At 73.2% G+C, this 19534-nt stretch carries 15 protein-coding genes; 2 read left to right on the top strand and 13 right to left on the bottom strand.

Going from position 1 to position 19534, the window contains the following annotated elements:
• Window positions 1–52: 52 nt before the first annotated feature.
• Window positions 53–1237, bottom strand: coding sequence for a MarP family serine protease (locus tag ACZ79I_RS10310; RefSeq protein WP_471496271.1), 1185 nt, complete (start codon window positions 1235–1237; stop codon window positions 53–55).
• 205 nt (window positions 1238–1442) lie between these two features.
• On the opposite strand from ACZ79I_RS10310, the gene ACZ79I_RS10305 reads away from it, so the two are divergent.
• Window positions 1443–2246, top strand: a complete 804-nt coding sequence (locus ACZ79I_RS10305) for a peptidoglycan recognition protein family protein (protein WP_471496269.1) — start codon at window positions 1443–1445, stop codon at window positions 2244–2246.
• Window positions 2247–2574: 328 nt separating this feature from the next.
• On the opposite strand, the gene ACZ79I_RS10300 is transcribed toward ACZ79I_RS10305, so the two are convergent.
• The 9 genes from ACZ79I_RS10300 to ACZ79I_RS10260 all read right to left on the bottom strand — a co-directional run bounded on the left by ACZ79I_RS10300 (window position 2575) and on the right by ACZ79I_RS10260 (window position 14947).
• Window positions 2575–3093 carry a DUF4240 domain-containing protein gene (locus ACZ79I_RS10300; protein WP_471504862.1) on the bottom strand — a complete coding sequence of 173 codons (519 nt, stop codon included), beginning with the start codon at window positions 3091–3093 and terminating at the stop codon, window positions 2575–2577.
• 55 nt (window positions 3094–3148) lie between these two features.
• Window positions 3149–4141: a helix-turn-helix transcriptional regulator gene (locus tag ACZ79I_RS10295; protein ID WP_471496268.1), complete on the bottom strand. Its 993-nt coding sequence runs from the start codon at window positions 4139–4141 to the stop codon at window positions 3149–3151.
• Window positions 4142–4217: 76 nt separating this feature from the next.
• The gene (aceE, locus tag ACZ79I_RS10290) at window positions 4218–6923 is read right to left on the bottom strand and encodes a pyruvate dehydrogenase (acetyl-transferring), homodimeric type (RefSeq protein WP_471496266.1); all 2706 of its coding nucleotides are present in this window, start codon (window positions 6921–6923) and stop codon (window positions 4218–4220) included.
• 266 nt (window positions 6924–7189) lie between these two features.
• Entirely contained in the window at window positions 7190–7813 is a 624-nt protein-coding gene (locus ACZ79I_RS10285) for a GntR family transcriptional regulator (protein WP_381086612.1), read from the bottom strand.
• Between the two features lie 193 nt (window positions 7814–8006).
• Entirely contained in the window at window positions 8007–9833 is a 1827-nt protein-coding gene (gene sucB / locus ACZ79I_RS10280) for a 2-oxoglutarate dehydrogenase, E2 component, dihydrolipoamide succinyltransferase (RefSeq protein ID WP_471496264.1), read from the bottom strand.
• Window positions 9834–9895: 62 nt separating this feature from the next.
• Window positions 9896–11284, bottom strand: coding sequence for a dihydrolipoyl dehydrogenase (lpdA, locus tag ACZ79I_RS10275; RefSeq protein WP_471496262.1), 1389 nt, complete (start codon window positions 11282–11284; stop codon window positions 9896–9898).
• 300 nt (window positions 11285–11584) lie between these two features.
• Window positions 11585–13114, bottom strand: coding sequence for a leucyl aminopeptidase (locus ACZ79I_RS10270; protein ID WP_471496260.1), 1530 nt, complete (start codon window positions 13112–13114; stop codon window positions 11585–11587).
• A gap of 320 nt (window positions 13115–13434) precedes the next feature.
• Window positions 13435–14040: an RDD family protein gene (locus ACZ79I_RS10265; RefSeq protein ID WP_471496258.1), complete on the bottom strand. Its 606-nt coding sequence runs from the start codon at window positions 14038–14040 to the stop codon at window positions 13435–13437.
• 124 nt (window positions 14041–14164) lie between these two features.
• Window positions 14165–14947, bottom strand: coding sequence for an adenosylcobinamide-GDP ribazoletransferase (locus ACZ79I_RS10260; RefSeq protein WP_471496256.1), 783 nt, complete (start codon window positions 14945–14947; stop codon window positions 14165–14167).
• An 88-nt stretch (window positions 14948–15035) separates the two neighbouring features.
• Between ACZ79I_RS10260 and ACZ79I_RS10255 the strand changes: the two genes are divergently transcribed.
• The gene (locus ACZ79I_RS10255; protein ID WP_471496254.1) at window positions 15036–15797 is read left to right on the top strand and encodes a hypothetical protein; all 762 of its coding nucleotides are present in this window, start codon (window positions 15036–15038) and stop codon (window positions 15795–15797) included.
• On the opposite strand, the gene ACZ79I_RS10250 is transcribed toward ACZ79I_RS10255, so the two are convergent.
• The 3 genes from ACZ79I_RS10250 to cobT form a co-directional block, all read right to left on the bottom strand.
• The gene (locus tag ACZ79I_RS10250; RefSeq protein WP_471496252.1) at window positions 15695–16438 is read right to left on the bottom strand and encodes a hypothetical protein; all 744 of its coding nucleotides are present in this window, start codon (window positions 16436–16438) and stop codon (window positions 15695–15697) included. The two genes, ACZ79I_RS10255 and ACZ79I_RS10250, sit on opposite strands and share 103 nt — an antisense overlap.
• A 10-nt stretch (window positions 16439–16448) precedes the next feature.
• On the bottom strand, window positions 16449–18263 hold the full coding sequence (locus tag ACZ79I_RS10245; protein WP_471496250.1) for a phosphatidylglycerol lysyltransferase domain-containing protein: 1815 nt from the start codon (window positions 18261–18263) through the stop codon (window positions 16449–16451).
• 84 nt (window positions 18264–18347) lie between these two features.
• A complete protein-coding gene (gene cobT / locus ACZ79I_RS10240; protein ID WP_471496248.1) occupies window positions 18348–19478 on the bottom strand; it encodes a nicotinate-nucleotide--dimethylbenzimidazole phosphoribosyltransferase in 1131 nt (376 codons plus the stop codon).
• Window positions 19479–19534 lie beyond the last annotated feature (56 nt).

Here is a 19534-nt window from a genome sequence, read left to right as displayed (position 1 = left end):
GGTGAGGGACGCCCGTGCCGCGAGCTGCGTGGCCCCGGACTCCGGGTGACGCTCAGGACGTGACGAGGTCGCCGGTGTCGACGGCCGCCGTGGCGTGCGCGGCGCGCTTCGCGTCGGAGGCGACCTCGGTCGCCGTCAGGACGTACCCCGTCTCCGTGTCCGAGGTGGAGCGGGCGAAGACCACGCCGTAGACCCTGCCCTCGGTGGTCAGCAGCGGGCCCCCGGAATTGCCGGGCAGGACCGTCGAGCGCACCGAGTAGATCTCCCGGGTGACGGTGCCCGAGTTGTAGATGTTCTGGCCCGTGGCCCGGATCCGGCTGGCGACCGTCGCGGCCCGCAGCGTCAGGTCGCCGTCCTCCGGATAGCCCGCGACCACCGCCGCGTCGCCGCGCGCCGCCGACTCGTCGAAGCGCAGCACCGGCGTGCGCAGACCGGGCACGTACAGCACGGCCACGTCCCGGTCGGGGTCGAAGAGCACGACGCGCGCCGCGTACGACGGACCGACGCCCCCGATCCGCACGCTCGGACGGTCGATGCCCGCCACCACATGGGCGTTGGTCATCACATGCCGCGCCGCGTACACGAAACCGCTGCCCTCCCGGCCCTGGTCGCCCGCGGCGCCCTCGATCTTCACCGTGGCGAGCTTGGCGGCGTTCGTCGCGCTCGCCGTGACGTTGTCGCCGGAGGGCTTGGCGACCCCGGCCGTGGGCTCGTTCTCGAACGGGTTGAAGACCTGCGGGAAGCCCGCCTGGGTGAGCGCGGAGGTGGCACGCGCGAACCAGGCCGGGGTGGTGTCCGGCATCGCGCTCTGCACGGCCCCGAGCAGCCGGGAGTCCCGGATCGCCTGGGTGACCAGCGGCGACGAGGAGGCGCCCAGGACGCTCGCGGCCACCCATGCCACGATCAGCACGGCGGCCGTGTTGGCCGCCGCCCCGCCGACGCCGTCGGCCACCCGCAGCGGCCCCCGGTCCAGCTCCCGGCGCAGCTTCAGCGCGAGGCGCCCCGCCATCTCGTGCCCCGCCACGGCCGGGACCAGCACCGTGAACACCGCGGTCACCGTCGCCGCCGTCGTACCCCGCGTCACCAGGCCCATCACCCACGGCAGCACCCACACGCCGACCACCGCACCGCCCACGAAGCCGGCCAGGGAGACACAGCCGGCCACCAGTCCGCGCCGGTAGCCGGACGCCGCATAGCCGAGGATCACCAGCAACAGCAGGAAGTCGAGCAGGTCCACGAAGCCGCCTTTCTCTGGGGCCCCTTAGTACGCGCCGCAGGAGCCCGGTGATCAGCCGCGCGGGGAGCGCCCGGAAACCGCCCCCGCAGGAGCCGGGCCGCCCGCGCGGCGAGCACTGAGGAAAACGTGCCGGACCGGGACGATGGTTCCACCAGGTGGCACAGCGCACATCGCGGATGCAACGGAACGGACGGACAGTGAAACCATGCGTGTCTTCCCAAGAGTGCGCGCACCGAGGCCGCATGCCCTGCGGCGCCCCGGCGCCGCCCTGCTGCTGCTCGGCTGCATGCCCGGGCTGGCCGCCGTTCTCATCCTGGTGATGAGCGCGGCCGGGACCGAGCGCACCGTGGTGCTCCCACCCCCGCGGCCGGCGCAGGCACGGTCCGCCGTCCTGCACCCGGCGCCCCGGCCGCGCATCGTGCCGCGATCCGTCTGGGCCGACGACGGCACCCGGGGCCAGCCCCCGCCCCGCTACGACGACAAGGTCGTCGCGGTCTTCGTGCACCACACCGACTCACCCAACCGCTACCGCTGCTCCGAGACGCCCCGCATCATCCGCGCCTTGTACACGGGGCAGCGGGGCAACCGGCGGTGGGACGACATCGGTTACAACTTCCTCGTCGACCGCTGCGGCACGATCTACGAGGGCCGCGCCGGCGGCATCGACCGTGCGGTCACCGGCGCCCACACCCAGGGCTTCAACCACCGCACCGCGGGCATCGCCGCCATCGGCACGTTCACCAAGGGCGTGCCGGTGCCCCGGGCGATGACCGACGCGATCGCCGCACTGGCCGCCTGGAAGCTGGGCCTGGCGGACATCGACCCGCGCGTCAGGGTCCGGCTCGTCTCCAGCAACGGCAAGAGCCGCTACCAGGCGGGCGCCACCGCCACGCTGCCCGCCCTCGCCGGGCACAACGACGGCTTCATGACGAACTGCCCCGGTGCGGCGCTCAGCGCCCTCCTCCCGAACATCAGGGAGCAGGCGGCGCACCTGCAGGGCCGGCGCTGACGCGTGGCCGGGCCGGGGACGAGTGTCGCGACGGCGCGGACCACCGTCCAGGAGGTCATGGTGCGCAGCTTCGGCCGGTTGCCGTCCGCAGGCCGGAGGACGCCGGGATCCGCCGGCCCGGGCGCCGGCGTACCGCCCCCGGACGTCGGCCGGCGGCGCACGGCAGGCATGAGCGCCAGGGCGCACGGCAGGCATGAGCGCCAGGGCGGCCGGGATGCACGGCTGCGGGGTGGGCCGGGATGCACGGCTGCGGGGTGGGCCGGGACGGACGGCTGCGGGGTGGGCCGGGACGGACGGCCACCGGGCGGGCCGGGACGCACGCTCGGGATCAGCCCTTGAAGCGGGCCCAGAGCCTCGGGTAGCGCTCGGCGAGCAGGGACTCGTTCTCCATGTCGAACGGGGTGCCCTCCGGCTCGGCGGGCGCCGGCGGGACCCCCAGGTCCGGTGCCACGGTGCCGGTGAGCTGCTCGTACGCCTCGTCCGCCGCGTAGCCGAGTTCCTCGCCGTCGCCGTCGGTCTCCTCGTCGAAGTCCTCCAGGAGGCCGGCGAGCGCGTCGGGATCGTGCAGGGCGCCCTCGAACACCTCCCGGCCCTGCCCGATCAGCCAGCACCGGAAGAAGTCGAACGCGTCGTCGCTCGCCCCGTCGAGCAGCACCCAGGCGGCGCCCCACAGGTCCCAGTGGTAGGCGCGGTTGTACCGGGACTCGAAGTGCCGGGCGAAGTCCAGGATCGAGTCCGGGTCCAGCCGCGTCAGCCGTTCGACGAGCTGGTCGGCCTGCTCGTCGGGGTCACCCCCGGCGGCCCGGCGGCTCGCGTCCACCAGCTCCCAGAACTCCGTCTCGTCCATCACGGGACCAGCATCGGCCCTGCACGGGAGGGGCGCATGCGGAGGGCGCGGGACGTCAGGGGCCGTAGAGCCCCGCGAGCCGTGCCGCATCGCGCGCGAACCGCGCGCGCAGCCGCTCCGGGGACAGCACCTCGGCCTCCGGGCCCAGCGCCGTCAGTTGCGTGTGCGCGACCTCCTCGGACTCCACCGGCAGGGTCAGCGTCACCCAGCCCCGCTCGTCCGGGTCGCCCGCGCCGCTCAGCGCCTCCCGGGCGGACGCGGGGTCGACGGCGTACGGCAGCCTGCGCACGCCGTCCGCGGACAGCCGCACCACGACCTCGGCCCGCAGGACGGACCGCGCGAACTGCTCGGCCCGCTCCTCCCAGAACGCGGCCAGGCCGAACTCCTCGTCCCGCGTGAACCGCTCCCCGCCGTCCTCCACGGCCGTGAAGCGGTCGATGCGGTACACGCGGAACGCTCCGTCCTCCGCGACCCGCGCGCACAGGTACCAGACCCCCGCCTTGAGCACCAGCCCGTACGGCTCCAGCTCCCGCTCCACTGCGCGCTCGGCGTGCCGGCCCATCTCGCCGCGCCGGTAGCGCGCGGTGATCCGGCGGTCGTCCCACACCGCGTCCGCGATCGCCGGCAGCAGCCGCGGCGTCCCGGGCTCCGTGAACCAGGCGGGCGCGTCCAGATGGAACCGCTGCGCCGCCGTGCGGGGCGCGTCGCGCAGGGACGGCAGCAGGGCCGCGGAGACCTTCAGCCGGGCCACGGAGGCCGCGTCCTGCAGCCCCATCTCACGCAGCGCCCCCGGAACGCCGCTGAGGAACAGTGCCTCGGCCTCGTCGCGGGCGAGGCCGGTCAGCCGGGTGCGGTATCCGCCGATGAGCCGGTAACCGCCTGAGCGGCCCCGGTCCGCGTACACCGGGACGCCCGCCTCCGACAGGGCCTGGGCGTCCCGTGTCACGGTCCGCTCGGACACCTCCAGCTCACGGGCCAGCTCGGCGGCGGTCATGGCGGGACGGGACTGGAGGAGCAGCACCATCTTGATGAGGCGGGCGGCACGCATGGCTTCATGATGCCGGGCGGCACCGACAGTGAGGGGCACGGCGGCCGCCGTACCCCTCGTCCGACCGGGACCCGGCCTACAGGCCGTAGCGGTCCCGCGCCTCCTTCACGGCCGCGGTGCTGACCTCGCCGCGCCTGGCCAGCTGGGCCAGGGCCGCCACGACGATCGACCGGGCGTCGACGCCGAAGTGGCGCCGGGCCGCGTCACGGGTGTCCGACAGGCCGAAGCCGTCGGTGCCCAGCGAGGAGTAGTCCTGCTCGACCCACTGCGCGATCTGGTCGGGGACCTGGCGCATGTAGTCGGAGACCGCCAGGACCGGGCCCTCGGCGCCCTGGAGCGCCTGCCGCACGTACGGCACCCGCTCCTCGCCGCGCAGCAGGGCCGCGTCCGCCTCCATCGCGTCGCGCCGCAGCTCGCCCCACGATGTCGCCGACCACACGTCGGCCGCCACGCCCCATTCCTCGGCGAGGAGCTTCTGGGCGTCGAGCGCCCAGTGGATCGCCGTGCCCGAGGCCAGCAGCTGCATCCGCGGGGCGTTCGCCGGGGCGGAGAGCCCCGCCGACTCGGCCGTGTTGAAGCGGTACAGGCCCTTGACGATGCCCTGGTCGATGCCGGGCACGGACGGTTTCGCGGGCTGCGGCAGCGGCTCGTTGTAGACGGTGAGGTAGTAGAAGACGTTCGGGTCCTCGCCGGGCAGGGTCCCGCCGTACATGCGGCGCAGGCCGTCCTTCACGATGACCGCGATCTCGTACGCGAACGCCGGGTCGTACGTCAGGGCGGCGGGGTTCGTCGCCGCGATCACCGGTGAGTGGCCGTCGGCGTGCTGCAGTCCCTCACCGGTCAGCGTGGTGCGGCCGGCCGTGGCGCCCACCAGGAAGCCGCGGCCGAGCTGGTCGCCGAGCTGCCACATCTGGTCGGCCGTGCGCTGCCAGCCGAACATCGAGTAGAAGATGTAGAAGGGGATCATCGGCTCGCCGTGCGTCGCGTACGACGTCGAGGCGGCGATGAAGTCGGCCATGGAACCGGCCTCGGTGATCCCCTCGTTGAGGATCTGGCCGTTCGCGGCCTCCCTGTAGTACATCAGCTGGTCGCGGTCGACCGGCTCGTACGTCTGGCCCTTGGGCGAGTAGATGCCCAGGGAGGGGAACAGGCTCTCCATGCCGAAGGTGCGCGCCTCGTCGGGGACGATCGGCACCCAGCGCCGGCCCGTCTCCCGGTCGCGGACCAGGTCCTTGACCAGGCGGACGAACGCCATGGTGGTGGCCACGTTCTGGGAGCCGGAGCCCTTGTCGAAGGCGGTGAACGCCTTCTCGGCCGGGGCCGGCAGCGGGGCGACGGGGTGGACGCGGCGGGCCGGGGCCGGGCCGCCGAGGGCCGCGCGGCGCTCCTGGAGGTAGCGGACCTCGGGGGAGTCGGCGCCCGGGTGGCCGTAGGGCACCACGCCGCCCTCGAAGCGCGCGTCCGGGATCGGCAGTTCCAGCCGGTCGCGCATCGCCTTGAACTCGTCCACCGTCAGCTTCTTCATCTGGTGGTTGGCGTTCTTCGACGCGAAGCCCTCGCCGAGCGTGAAGCCCTTGACGGTCTGGGCCAGGATGACGGTCGGCGCGCCCTTGTGCTCCAGGGCCGCCCTGTACGCGGCGTAGACCTTGCGTGCCTCGTGGCCGCCGCGGGAGAGGTGGAAGCACTCCAGGATCTTGTCGTCGCTCAGCAGCTTCGCCATCTCGGCGAGGGCCGGGTCCTTGCCGAAGAAGTCCTGGCGGATGTAGGCGGCGTCACGGGTCTGGTACGTCTGGACCTGGGCGTCCGGAACCTCGCGCAGCCGGCGTACCAGTGCGCCGGTGGTGTCGAGCGCGAACAGCTCGTCCCAGGCCGTGCCCCACAGCGTCTTGACGACGTTCCAGCCGGCGCCGCGGAACTGGGCCTCCAGCTCCTGCACGATCTTGAAGTTGGCGCGGACCGGGCCGTCGAGGCGCTGCAGGTTGCAGTTGATGACGAAGGTGAGGTTGTCCAGCTCCTCGCGCGCGGCGAGCGCCAGCGCCGCCGTCGACTCGGGCTCGTCCATCTCGCCGTCGCCGAGGAAGGCCCACACGTGCGAGGACGAGACGTCCTTGATGCCGCGGTGGGTGAGATAGCGGTTGAAGCGCGCCTGGTAGATCGCGGAGAGCGGACCCAGGCCCATGGAGACGGTCGGGAACTCCCACAGCCAGGGCAGGCGGCGCGGGTGCGGGTAGGAGGGCAGTCCGTTGCCGCCCGCCTCCTGCCGGAAGTTGTCCAGGTGGTCCTCGGTCAGGCGGCCGTCGAGGAAGGCGCGGGCGTAGATGCCGGGGGAGGCGTGGCCCTGGATGTAGAGCTGGTCGCCGGAACCTCCCCCACTCTCCTTGCCCCTGAAGAAGTGGTTGAAGCCGGTCTCGTACAGCCAGGCCGCGGAGGCGAAGGTGGCGATGTGGCCGCCGACGCCGTACTTGCTGCCGCGGGTCACCATCGCGGCCGCGTTCCAGCGGTTCCACGCGGTGATGCGGCGCTCCATCTCCTCGTCACCGGGCACGGCCGGCTCGGCGGCGGTGGGGATGGTGTTGACGTAGTCGGTCTCCAGGAGTGCGGGCAGCGCGATGCCGGAGCCCTCGGCACGCTCCAGCGTGCGGCGCATCAGGTAGGCGGCACGGTGCGGCCCGGCCGCCCGGGCGACGGCGTCCAGGGACGCCTGCCATTCGGCGGTCTCCTCGGGGTCGCGGTCCGGGAGCTGGTCGAGCTCGCTCGGCCGGATGGCGTGGGGGTCGGTCATGTCGCCGCCTTCCTCAGTCGAAGGGGGTTCCCTCGTCGGTAAGGGTTCGGGGGTGCCCTTGGTCTTTGGCAGGACAGGGCTGGGGCTCGGGTGGAAGCCCGTCGGTGACTCTAACCCGCTGATCGATGATCGATCAAAGGGTTGCGGACCAAAACCTCTTGATCACGAGAAAGTCGGCACCCGGTGCCTCGTACCAAGACACCCGGTGCCGTGTTCCACGAGGGTTTTCGCAGGTGGGGGACGTCTGAGCGCGGCGGTGCCCCGCGTCACGCGCGCGGCGCGCAGCCCAGAACGTGGGCCTTCACGATCTCGGCGATCCGCGGATCCCGCCTGCGGAACGCGGCCACGAGTTCCTCGTGCTCCTCCGCGTACGACTGCTGCACCGTCCCCAGCCAACGGATCGACAGCGCCGTGAACACCTCGATGCCGAGGCCCTCCCAGGTGTGCAGCAGCACCGAGTTCCCGGCGGCCCGCACCAGCTCCCGGTGGAACGCCACCGTGTGCCGCACCTGCGCCGTCCCGTCCGACTCGCGGTCCGCCTCGTACAGCGCGGCGACGTGCGGCTCCAGCTCGGAGCAGTCCTCGGCCAGCCTGTCGGCGGCCAGCTCCGCCGCGATGGCCTCCAGGCCGGCCCGCACGGGGTAGGACTCCTCCAGGTCCGCGGCGGTCAGGTTCCTCACCCGCACGCCCTTGTTGGGGGCGGACTCGATCAGCCGCAGGGACTCCAGTTCCCGCAGTGCCTCCCGGACCGGTGTCTGGCTGACCTCCAGCTCCGTGGCGATCCGCCGCTCCACGATCCGCTCGCCCGGCTTCCAGCGCCCGCTGACGATCCCCTCCACGATGTGCTCGCGGATCTGTTCGCGCAGCGAGTGGACGACGGGCGCGGTCATGACGGCTCCTTAGGCGGGGGCCACCGGCCCCTGGGGTTGACGTTTAGACAATAAGGCCGCAGCCCCGTCCGTGAGAGGCGCATGGGGGCGCTTTCGCGCAGGTGAGACGAGACTTACACGCCCGGTCGGAAACACGGTGCCCCCGCCCGGATCTCCGGGCGGGGGCACCGAGGGTCGCTCGCCTGCCGGTGGCTCAGAGGCCGAGCTCGACCTCGAACTCGCCGGCCTCCAGGATCGCCTTGACCGCCGACAGGTAGCGGGCCGCGTCGGCGCCGTCCACCAGGCGGTGGTCGTAGGACAGCGTCAGGTACGTCATGTCGCGGATGCCGATGACCGTACCCTCCTCCGTCTCGATGACGGCGGGGCGCTTGACCGTGGCGCCGATGCCGAGGATCGCCACCTGGCCCGGGGGCACGATGATCGTGTCGAACAGCGCGCCGCGCGAACCGGTGTTGCTGACGGTGAAGGTCGCGCCGGCCAGCTCGTCCGGCGTGATCTTGTTGCTGCGGACCTTGGCCGCCAGGTCGGCGGTGGCCTTGGCGATACCGGCGATGTTCAGGTCGCCGGCGTTCTTGATGACCGGGGTCATCAGGCCCTTCTCGGAGTCCACGGCGATGCCGAGGTTCTCCGCGTCGAAGTACGTGATGGTGCCCTCGGCCTCGTTGATCCGGGCGTTGATGACCGGGTGGCCCTTCAGCGCCTGGGCCGCCGCCTTCACGAAGAACGGCATCGGGGACAGCTTGACGCCCTCGCGGGCGGCGAACGAGCCCTTGGCCTGCTCGCGCAGGCGCATCAGGCGGGTCACGTCGACCTCGACGACCGAGGAGAGCTGGGCCTGCTCGTGCAGGGCCTTGACCATGTTGTCGCCGATGACCTTGCGGATCCGCGGCATCTTGACGGTCTGGCCGCGCAGCGGGGAGACCTCCAGGACCGGTGCCTTCCTGGCGGCCGGCGCGGCGGCGGCCGGGGCCGGGGCGGCGGCGGCCTTCGCGGCCTCGGCGGCGGCGATGACGTCCTGCTTGCGGATGCGGCCGCCGACGCCGGTGCCGCGGACGGTGGACAGGTCGACGCCGTTCTCGGCGGCGAGCTTGCGCACCAGCGGGGTCACATACGCGCCCTCGTCGGTCGGCTGTGCGGCGGCCGGGGCGGCCGGAGCCGGGGTGACCGGGGCGGGCGCGGCCGGAGCGGGCGCCGGGGCCGGGGCGGGAGCCGGGGCCGGGGCGGCGACCGGGGCGGCAGGCGCCGGAGCCGCGGGCGCGGCCGGAGCGGGCGCCGGAGCGGCGGGTGCCGGAGCCGGAGCGGCAGGAGCCGGAGCGGCGGCCGGGGCCGGGGCGGCAGGAGCCGGGGCGGCGGCCGGGGCCGGGGCGGCAGGAGCCGGGGCGGCCGCAGGAGCGGCACCCGGCGCGCCGATGACGGCCAGCTTGGCGCCGACCTCGGCGGTCTCGTCCTCGCCGACCACGATCTCCAGGAGCACGCCGGAGGCGGGCGCCGGGATCTCGGTGTCGACCTTGTCCGTGGAGACCTCCAGCAGCGGCTCGTCGGCCTCGACGGTGTCGCCGACCGACTTCAGCCAGCGGGTGACGGTGCCCTCGGTGACCGACTCGCCCAGCGCGGGCAGGACCACGTCGGTGCCCTGGGCGCCGCCGGCCGGAGCGGCGGGGGCGGGGGCCGGGGCGGCCGGGGCCTCGGCGACCGGGGCGGCGGCGGCCGGGGCCGGGGCCGGGGCGGCCGGGGCCGGCGCGGGCTCGGCGGCAGGCGCCGGAGCGGCCGCGGGGGCGCCCGTGCCGTCGTCGATGACGGCCAGCTCGGCGCCGACCTCGACCGTCTCGTCCTCGGCGACCTTGATGGAGGTCAGCACGCCCGAGGCGGGCGCCGGGATCTCGGTGTCGACCTTGTCGGTCGACACCTCGAGCAGCGGCTCGTCGGCCTCGACGCGCTCGCCCTCGGCCTTCAGCCAGCGGGTGACGGTGCCCTCGGTGACGCTCTCACCGAGCGCCGGAAGGGTTACGGAAACCGGCATGGTTTCGGTTTCTCCTTACGAATTGCGGAAGTCTGTGTCGTCGCGCCCGAAGACTGAAAGCGTCAGTCGTGGGAGTGGAGCGGCTTGCCCGCGAGGGCCAGGTGGGCCTCGCCGAGCGCCTCGTTCTGCGTCGGGTGGGCGTGGATGAGCTGGGCCACCTCGGCGGGCAGCGCCTCCCAGTTGTAGATCAGCTGGGCCTCGCCGACCTGCTCGCCCATGCGGTCGCCGACCATGTGGACGCCGACCACGGCACCGTCCTTGACCTGGACGAGCTTGATCTCGCCCGCGGTCTTGAGGATCTTGCTCTTTCCGTTGCCCGCCAGGTTGTACTTCAGAGCGACGACCTTGTCCGCGCCGTAGACCTCCTTGGCCTTGGCCTCGGTGATGCCCACCGAGGCGACCTCCGGGTGGCAGTACGTCACCCGCGGCACGCCGTCGTAGTCGATGGGGACGACCTTCAGACCCGCCAGTCGCTCCGCCACCAGGATGCCCTCGGCGAAGCCGACGTGCGCGAGCTGGAGCGTCGGGACCAGGTCACCGACCGCGGAGATGGTCGGGACGTTGGTCCGCATGTACTCGTCGACGAGGACGTGACCGCGGTCCATGGCGACCCCGGCCTCCTCGTAGCCCAGGCCCTGGGAGACCGGCCCGCGGCCGACGGCGACGAGGAGGACCTCGGCCTCGAACTCCTTGCCGTCGGCGAGTGTGACCTTGACACCGTTCTGGGTGTACTCGGCCTTCTGGAAGAAGGTCCCCAGGTTGAACTTGATGCCCCGCTTGCGGAAGGCGCGCTCAAGGAGCTTGGAGGAGTTCTCGTCCTCGACCGGTACGAGGTGCTTGAGGCCCTCGATGATCGTGACGTCGGCGCCGAAGGACTTCCACGCGGAGGCGAACTCGACGCCGATGACGCCGCCGCCCAGGATGATCGCGGACTGCGGCACGCGGTCCAGGACGAGGGCGTGGTCGGAGGAGATGATGCGGTTGCCGTCGATCTCCAGGCCGGGCAGCGACTTCGGCACGGAGCCGGTCGCCAGCAGGACGTGGCGGCCCTGGACGCGCTGCCCGTTGACGTCCACCGAGGTCGGGGAGGACAGCCGGCCCTCACCCTCGATGTAGGTCACCTTGCGGGAGGCGATCAGGCCCTGCAGACCCTTGTACAGGCCCGAGACGACCTCGTCCTTGTACTTGTGGACGGCCGGTACGTCGATGCCCTCGAAGCTGGTCTTGACACCGAACTGCTCGCTCTCGCGCGCCTGGTCGGCGATCTCGCCCGCGTGCAGCAGGGCCTTGGTGGGGATGCAGCCCCGGTGCAGGCAGGTGCCGCCGACCTTGTCCTTCTCGATCAGGGCGACGTCCAGGCCCAGCTGAGCCCCGCGCAGGGCCGCGGCGTAACCGCCGCTGCCACCGCCGAGGATCACTAGGTCGAAAACGGTGCTGGCGTCGTTCGCCACGTCACGTCCTCCATGCATGTGCGCCGTACGCCGGTCGTCGATGACCGGCAGGCGGCTGGTGTCCGGCCGCTCTTGCTTCGGCCCTTCGATGGGGCCCTGTCCTGCCGAGACCCCATCTTCGCACTTGTCGGCGGCGTGCGGGACGCTGGGCCGGGTGTGTGAAACGTCGGATCCATCACGCCGAATGGTCGCGCTTGCGGATGATCGTACGGATTTGGCCGAAGGGGAGGGCCCGTACCGGTACGACTGCGGCCCCGGGCTCCGCCGAGCCCGGGGCCGCACTCCCGCGCGGGTGGGATATCAGCCCAGGTCGCCCGCAGCGCTCAGCTCCGCGAGCCGGACCAGGGTGCGGACCGCGGACCCCGTGCCGCCCTTCGGCGTGTACCCGAAGGGGGCCTGCTCATTGAAGGCCGGGCCCGCGATGTCCAGGTGGGCCCAGGGGATGCCCTCGCCGACGAACTCCTTGAGGAACAGTCCGGCGACCAGGCCGCCGCCCATCCGCTCGCCCATGTTGGCGATGTCCGCCGTGGGGGAGTCCATGCCCTTGCGCAGGTGCTCGGGCAGCGGCATCGGCCAGGCGTCCTCGCCGACCTCCCCGGCGGCCTCGTGGACCGCGGTGCGGAAGGCGTCGTCGTTCGCCATGACCCCGAAGGTGCGGTTGCCGAGCGCCAGCATCATGGCGCCGGTCAGGGTCGCCACGTCCACGATCGCGTCCGGCTTCTCCTGAGAGGCCGCCCACAACGCGTCGGCCAGGACCAGCCGGCCCTCCGCGTCGGTGTTGAGCACCTCGACGGTCTTGCCGCTGTACATGTGCAGCACATCACCCGGGCGGGTGGCGGAACCGGACGGCATGTTCTCGGCGAGGGCGAGCCAGCCGGTGACGTTGACCTCCAGACCGAGGCGGGCGGCGGCCACGACCGCGGCGAAGACGGCCGCCGCCCCGCTCATGTCGCACTTCATGGTCTCGTTGTGACCGGCGGGCTTGAGGGAGATGCCGCCGGAGTCGTAGGTGATGCCCTTGCCGACGAAGGCCAGGTGCTTGCCGGCCCCGGCGTGCGTGTACGACAGCTTCACCAGGCAGGCCGGGGAGGCCGAGCCCGCGCCGACCCCGAGGATGCCGCCGTAGCCGCCCTTCTCCAGCGCCTTCTTGTCGAGCACCTGCACCTTGAGGCCGTGCTCCTTCGCCGCGGTCTGCGCGATGGCCGCGAAGGCCATCGGGGTGAGGTGGTTCGGCGGGGTGTTGATCAGGTCGCGGGCGCGGTTGAGCTCCTCGGTGACGGTGACGGCGCGCTCGACGGCCGCCTTGTACGCCTTGTCGCGGGGCTTGCCGCCGAGCACGGCGACCTCGGCGAGCGGGGACTTGCCGCTCTTGGCGTTCTTCCCGGTCGTGCCGTTGTCCTTGAACGCGTCGAAGGCGTACGCGCCGAGCAGCGCGCCCTCGCCGATGGCGCCGACGTCGGCGGCACCGGTGACCGGCAGCGCGAAGACGGCCTTCTTGGAGCCGGCGAGCGCCCGCGCCGCGCAGCCCGCGGCGCGGCGCAGCGACTCGGCGGTGAACGCCTGGTCCTTCTCGGGCTCCGCACCCAGGCCCACCGCCACCACGACGGGCGCCTTGAAGCCGGAGGGCGCGGGCAGCTTCGTCACCTCGCCCTCGGCGCCCGAGGCGCCCAGGGTCTGCAGGGTGGCGGCGAGCCTGCCGTCGTACGCCTGGTCCACGGCCTCGGCGCCCGGTGCGACGACCGGGCCCTCGGCGCCCTTCGCGACACCGACCACGATCGCGTCGGCCCGCAGGCCGGCCGCCGCGGCGGTGCTGAGAGTGAGAGCAGTCACGGTGGTGAAATCTCGCTTCCGATTGAGTTTCGGTGGCCGAACGGATGGGGTCGGCCGGCCCGGGAACCGACCCTAGATCCCTCCGAACGTCCGGTCTCTGCCTGGGCTGGGAATTGCCCGGCACGAGCCTACGCGCGGGGGCCGGTTTCGCTCATTCCCCACGGATTTCGCCGGTGTGTGGCGCTGGGGCGACGACCCGCCGCCCCCCGCGGGGCGACCCGGGTCATGTCGGCCGGTCGGTGAAGCGCCGGCCCGGCGCTGTCGCCCGCCGGGTCGGTGCTTCGGCCCCGACTGCCGTCGCCCGAAGGGGAGTCGGCCGCTCAGAAGGTGTGGGCCGGCGGCACGGCGGCGGCGCCGCCGAACCGGAACCCCTCCACCGCCGTGCCCGCCACCCGGTCTGCCAGCGAGCGGCGGCTGGGGGAGAGGACGGGCAGCGCGTTCAGGAAGAAGACCACCACCGCCGCCGTCCACACCAGCACCGAGAGCACGAACTGGCCCTCGACGAGCAGGATGCAGGCCAGCGCGTACACGGCCACGTCCGCGGTCGTCGTCACGGCGGCCCGCAGCGCGGCCCGGCTCGGGGCGGCCGGCGTCACCTTCAGACCGGTCAGCGCCTTGCCCAGGGTGCGCCCGGCGAGAGCCAGCGACGCCCACTGGTAGAGGAAGGCCGCGACCACCAGCAGTCCGAAGCCCTGTTCGACGTACAGCACCGTCGTGTGCCACAGCGAGAGTCCGAGGCCCTCCGAGGTGCGGACGACGTCGCCCCGCGACGTCAGCAGGTCCAGGCCGCCCTTCGTCGCGAGGCCGGGCACGTCGGTGAAGAGCATGGATATCCGGTGGAAGGTGAGCATCGCGAGCCCCGAGGCCGCCGTGAGCACCAGGGCGAAGTCGATGAACCAGGCAAGGAACCGGCGGGTCTTCTGCACAGTCGTCCCCCGATGACGGTGAAGCGGATGGCTGATCGATGTGTCACCTTAGCGCGCAAATCACCCGTGCAGAGCCGCAGTTGAACAGGGCCGCAGCAGGGCCGTGACACACGGCGCACCCGGGTCAGCCGAGCGAGAGCACCACCAGCGCGGCCGTCGCCGCCGTCTCCGCGAGGCCGCCGAACACATCGCCCGTCACCCCGCCGAAGCGCCTGAGGCAGTGCCGCAGCAGCAGCTCCGCGGCGACGACCGCGACCACCACCGCGGCCGCCGCGCGCGCCGCCTCGTACCCCCCGGAGGGCGCTGCCCCGGCGGCCGCCGCCGCGGTGACGACGCCGGCCGCCGCCAGGGCACCGCGCACCGGGACCACCCCCGCGACCGCGGCTCCCAGCCCCTCAGGCCGGGCGGCCGGCACCCCGCCGCGCGCGGCCAGTGTGAGGGCCAGCCGGGCGGCGGTGGCCGAGACGACGGCGGCCAGCGCCCCGCGCTCCCACGAGTGGCCGTACGCCTGTGCGAGGGCCGCCACCTGCGCGAGCAGCACGAACAGCAACGTGATCACGCCGAACGGCCCGATGTCGGACCGCTTCATGATCCGCAGCGCCTCCTCGGGGGGCTTCCCGCTGCCGAGTCCGTCCGCGGTGTCGGCCAGCCCGTCCAGGTGCAGCCCCCGGGTGAGCACGGCCGGTACGGCGGCGCCGGCGACGGCGGCGAGCAGCGGCCCGGCGCCCGCCAGGAGCACGAGTGAGCCCAGCAGACCGGCGAGACCTCCGACCACCGCTCCGGCCAGCGGCGCGCACAGCATTCCGCCGCGTGCGGCGGACCGGTCCCACCGGGTGACCCGGACGGGCAGGACGGTGAGGGTGCCGAAGGCGAAGCGGAGGCCGTGGCGGGACGATGACGTGAACACGGCCGCAGGGTACGTGACGGCGGTGCCCGTCCCGGGTCCGGGAGGCCGCGAACAGGCAGTTCAGGGGGTTCGCGGGCAGACTTGCCCCATGGGCCACTGGCTGCAGCGCAACATCGTCGAGCCGGGCAAGCTGCCGTTGCTCCTCGCGCTGGCCGCGTTCGTGCTGACGTTCGTGATCACCCGGGTCATCACCCGGCTGATCCGGGCCGGCCGGGGCCCCTTCGGCAATGTGAAGGCGGGCGGCGTTCACATCCACCACGTCGTCCCCGGGGTCGTGCTCGTCGTCGTGGGCGGCTTCGGCGCGGTCGCCAGTCGCGAGGGCGCCGGCTCCGGCGCCTTCGCCGTCCTCTTCGGCGTGGGCGCGGGCCTCGTGCTGGACGAGTTCGCCCTGATCCTGCACCTGGACGACGTCTACTGGACCGAGGAGGGCCGCCAGAGCGTCGAGGTCGTCGTCATCACCGCGGCCCTGGTCGGCCTGGTCCTCGCCGGTTTCGTGCCCTTCGGCGTCAACGACGTCTCCGCGGAGGAACTGCAGAACCGCGGCGGCGTCATCGTGACCGTCGGCGTGAACTTCCTCTTCTCCCTGCTCGCCCTGAGCAAGGGCAAGGCCCGCGTCGCGGTCTTCGGAGCGATCATCCCGCTGGTCGCCCTGGTCGGCGCCGTCCGCCTGGCCCGGCCCGGATCGCCCTGGGCCAGGCGGTTCTACCGCCGCCGTCCGCGCGCCCGCGCCAGGGCCGGTCTGCGCGCCTACCGCCACGACCGACGCTGGACCGTCCCGCGCCGCAGGGTCCAGGACTGGATCGGCGGCAGGCCCGATCCGCGGTTCACCGGGCCGCCCGGCCGCCGGTGACGGCGCAGCGCGGACAGCCCGCACAGCGTCAGCACCGCCGCGATGGCGGCGATGTGCTCCTTGCCCGCGAGGTTCCCCTTCACCAGCAGCTCCCCGGTCATCGCGGCGATCACCGCGCCCCCGGTGAACAGCGCGCGGTAGCGCCAGCACAGGAACAGGGCGAGCCCGATCACCGCCGCCGACGGGCCGGTGTCGACGACCTGCGCGTCGGCCTTGGACAGCCCCAGCGGATGGTGCGGGCCCAGGCCGACGGCCACCCGCGCGTAGAGCGTGCCGGCGAGCGTGGCGACGTACGCGATGACGAGCGTGCGCCACCAGCCCAGACAGATCTCGGCGATCCCGAACACGAAGAGGATCTGCAGCAGCGCCCCCCACACCGGAAGGTCCAGGGCCGGCACGAAGAGGGAGAGCGGAGTGCGCAGCAGGGCGCGCGGCAGCGGTTCCTCGGCCCGCACGGACCCGATGGCCTGCACGAACCCGAAGCCCCACGGCTGGTTCTGCACGAACTGCAGCACCGACGTCAGGCACACGGCCCCCAGCGTCATGGGTATCGCCCGCCGGCCCCGCCGTGCGAGGGCCCCGCGCACGGTGGCGTACAGCGGTGCCCCTTCGGCGCGGGCCAGGCGGGCGAGGATGCTCATCCAGCGGCCCTCATCTGTCCGGCTCTCCTCTTCTGTGCGACTGAAGGTGCCTGCGGTGCAGCCACTTCGGCAGTCCCGGGGCCTCCAGGAACCCCTCGGCGCGCGCCGAGGCGACGCCGATGCGCAGCAGGTCCGCGCTCTTCTCGAAGAGCAGGAACCGGGGTTCCCAGATGGGCCGGTACTTCGCGTTGGCCCGGTACAGCGACTCGATCTGCCACCAGCGCGAGAAGAAGCTGAGCAGCGAGCGCCACAGCCGCAGCACCGGTCCGGCGCCGAGGCGCGCACCACGTTCGAAGACGGATCGGAACATCGCGAAGTTGAGTGAGACCTGGGCCACCCCGATCTCCCGGGCGCGGCGCAGCAGTTCGATCACCATGAACTCCACGAGCCCGTTCTCGGAGTCCCGGTCGCGTCGCATCAGGTCGAGGGAGAGCCCGTGCGGCCCCCACGGCACGAAGGACAGCAGCGCCCGCAGCCGGCCGTCGGCGTCCGTGCACTCGAGCATCACGCACTGCCCGTCCTCGGGGTCGCCCAGCCGCCCCAGCGCCATGCTGAACCCGCGCTCGGTGGCGCCGTCGCGCCAGTCGTCGGCCTTGTCGAGGAGGTACGCCATCTCCTCGGCGGGAATGTCCGCGTGACGCCGGATGCGGACGGTGTACCCGGCGCGTCTCACGCGGTTGCACGCCTGCCGCACGGTGCGCATCCCCCGCCCCTCGAGGGTGAACTCGCCCACGTCCACGATGGCCTCGTCACCGAGTTCGAGCGCGTCCAGCCCGTGCCGCGTGTACACGGTCCCCGCCTCCTCGCTCGCGCCCATCACGGCGGGGATCCAGCCGTGCGCACGTGCCTGGGCGAGCCAGGGCTCGATGGCGCCGGGCCATGCCTCCGGATCGCCGAGCGGATCGCCGGAGGCCAGCGAGACGCCGCCGACGACCCGGTACACGACCGCCGCCTTGCCGGTGGGCGACCAGATCACGCTCTTCTCCCGGCGCAGCGCGAAGTACCCGAGCGAGTCACGGGCACCGTGCGTGGCGAGCAGTGCCCGCAGCCGCCTCTCGTCGTCCTCGGTGATCGGGTCGACGGCGCGCCGGGAGCGGAAGGCGGCGTACAGGACGGCGAGGACGAGCAGCGTGCTGAAGGCGTTGATGGTGACGTTCACCCAGTTCGGCGTGGCGATCCCGGGGTGGTGCGCCGTGCTGCCGGCGGCGACCGAGACGAGCCGCATCGCGCCGTAGCGCCAGCGGCCCAGGAAGGTCGAACGGTGGGCGTCGTGCGCGGTGTTGGCCACGGTCACCAGGAGCGCGGCGAGCAGCGAGGACACGAGCAGGCCGCCGGCGCCGACGACGGCGGCCAGCCGCGGGTTGGACCGGTCGCCCTTGGCGTAGAACTCCCGCCGCCCCACCAGGAGCGAGCCGACGAAGACCGCGGTGAGGAGCAGGGAGATCCAGTTCTGCGCGTACTGCCGGATCTCGGGGAAGGCCATGGCGAACGCGAACAGCAGCAGGAACGGCCCGCTGAGCGCCATGTTGAGGATCCAGGCGGCCCGCTTGCGCCGCCGCATGGTGACCGCGAGGAACATCGTGAACACGCCCGAGGCGAAACCCGCGGTCAGCAGGTACGGCGTGAAGAGGTCCGCCTGGTTGTGGCGCCGCACGTCCTGCCCGAGCGCCACCCATACGGCGGAGAGGAAGTTGATGAACGTGACGGCGCGCAGGTACCAGACCGCGATCGCTGCGGCCCGCCGGGAGGCCCGACCGGACCACCGTGTCCCGCCCGCCGGCCGGACCGTGCGTTCCCGTTCCGCAGTAAACAGGGCATCTCCCATGAAGGGGGATGATATGGGGCGCTCGGGGGCGTACCGGGGAGCGGTGTGCGATGGAATCCGCCGGGCCGGCCGCGGCCCCGCCGGCTACTCGCCCTCCTGCTCGCCCTTGTCCTCGCCCTCCTGCCTGCCCTCCTCGCGCCTCTCCTCGCCCTCCCCCTTCTCCTGCCCCTCGTCCTGTCCCGGCAGCTCCGCGGCCAGTGCGGCCGCCGCCTGCACCAGCGGCAGCGCCAGCAGCGCTCCGACCCCCTCGCCGACGGTCACTCCGTGGTCGAGCAGCGGCTGCAGCGCCATCCGGTCCAGCGCCTTGGCCTGCGCCGGCTCCCCGCTCGTGTGCCCGGCCAGCCACCAGTCCGGCGCGCGGAACGCGATCCGCTGGGCGACCAGCGCGCACGCCGCGGACACCACACCGTCCAGGATCACCGGGGTCTTGCGCACCGCGCACTGCAGCAGGAAACCCGTCATGGCGGCCAGATCGGCCCCGCCCACGGCCGCCAGCAACTGCAACTGATCACCCAGTACCGGCCGGGCCCGCCGCAGCGCGTCCCGTACGGCCGCGCACTTGCGCATCCAGGCCAGGTCGTCGATCGCCAGGCCGCCGCGCCCGGTCACCACCGACGCGTCCGTCCCGCACAGCGCGGCGGTCAGCACCGCCGCCGGCGTCGTGCCGCCGACGCTCACATCGCCGAGGACCACCAGGTCCGTCCCGGCGTCCGCCTCCTCGTCCGCGACCGCGATCCCCGCCCGGAACGCAGCCTCCGCCTCCTGGAGCGTCAGCGCGTCCTCGACGTCGACCCGCCCGCTGCCGCGCCGCACCCGATGCCGTACGACGTCCTCCGGCAGCTCCTCCGGATCGCAGTCCAGCGCCATGTCGACCACGCGCACGGGCACGTTCTGCCGCCGCGCCAGGATCGCCACCGGACTGGCGCCCTCCAGCACCGCCCGCACCAGCCGGGCCGCGCCGCCCGCGGGCCGACCCGACACGCCGAGGGCGGCCACCCCGTGGTCGCCCGCGAACAGCACCGCGCGCGGCCGCTTGATCGGCCGCGCCGGTACCGCGGACTGCGCGGCCGACAGCCACTCACCCAGGTCGTCGAGGCGGCCCAGCGCCCCCGGCGGCACGGTCCGACGCTCCCGGCGCGCCTCGGCGTCGCGGCGCACCGCGCCGTCGGGGCGCTCGATCAGGTCGGTGAAGTCGTCGAGATTAAGCGAGCTCATTCGCCGAACAGTACCGGCAGGGATCGAACGCGGCGGCGCCGTGTCGGCGGCACGTC

Source organism: Streptomyces sp. PSU-S4-23, assembly GCF_055632315.1.
This window is presented reverse-complemented; position numbering and strand designations above follow the sequence as displayed.

Bases quoted from the DNA above. Each gene is read 5' to 3' on its own strand.
- ACZ79I_RS10285 (WP_381086612.1), bottom strand. From the start codon at position 7,813: ATGACCGCGCCCGTCGTCCACTCGCTGCGCGAACAGATCCGCGAGCAC.
- ACZ79I_RS10305 (WP_471496269.1), top strand. From the start codon at position 1,443: ATGCGTGTCTTCCCAAGAGTGCGCGCACCGAGGCCGCATGCCCTGCGG.
- ACZ79I_RS10250 (WP_471496252.1), bottom strand. From the start codon at position 16,438: ATGAGCATCCTCGCCCGCCTGGCCCGCGCCGAAGGGGCACCGCTGTAC.
- ACZ79I_RS10295 (WP_471496268.1), bottom strand. From the start codon at position 4,141: ATGCGTGCCGCCCGCCTCATCAAGATGGTGCTGCTCCTCCAGTCCCGT.
- sucB (WP_471496264.1), bottom strand. From the start codon at position 9,833: ATGCCGGTTTCCGTAACCCTTCCGGCGCTCGGTGAGAGCGTCACCGAG.
- aceE (WP_471496266.1), bottom strand. From the start codon at position 6,923: ATGACCGACCCCCACGCCATCCGGCCGAGCGAGCTCGACCAGCTCCCG.
- ACZ79I_RS10300 (WP_471504862.1), bottom strand. From the start codon at position 3,093: ATGGACGAGACGGAGTTCTGGGAGCTGGTGGACGCGAGCCGCCGGGCC.
- ACZ79I_RS10245 (WP_471496250.1), bottom strand. From the start codon at position 18,263: ATGGGAGATGCCCTGTTTACTGCGGAACGGGAACGCACGGTCCGGCCG.
- ACZ79I_RS10255 (WP_471496254.1), top strand. From the start codon at position 15,036: ATGGGCCACTGGCTGCAGCGCAACATCGTCGAGCCGGGCAAGCTGCCG.
- cobT (WP_471496248.1), bottom strand. From the start codon at position 19,478: ATGAGCTCGCTTAATCTCGACGACTTCACCGACCTGATCGAGCGCCCC.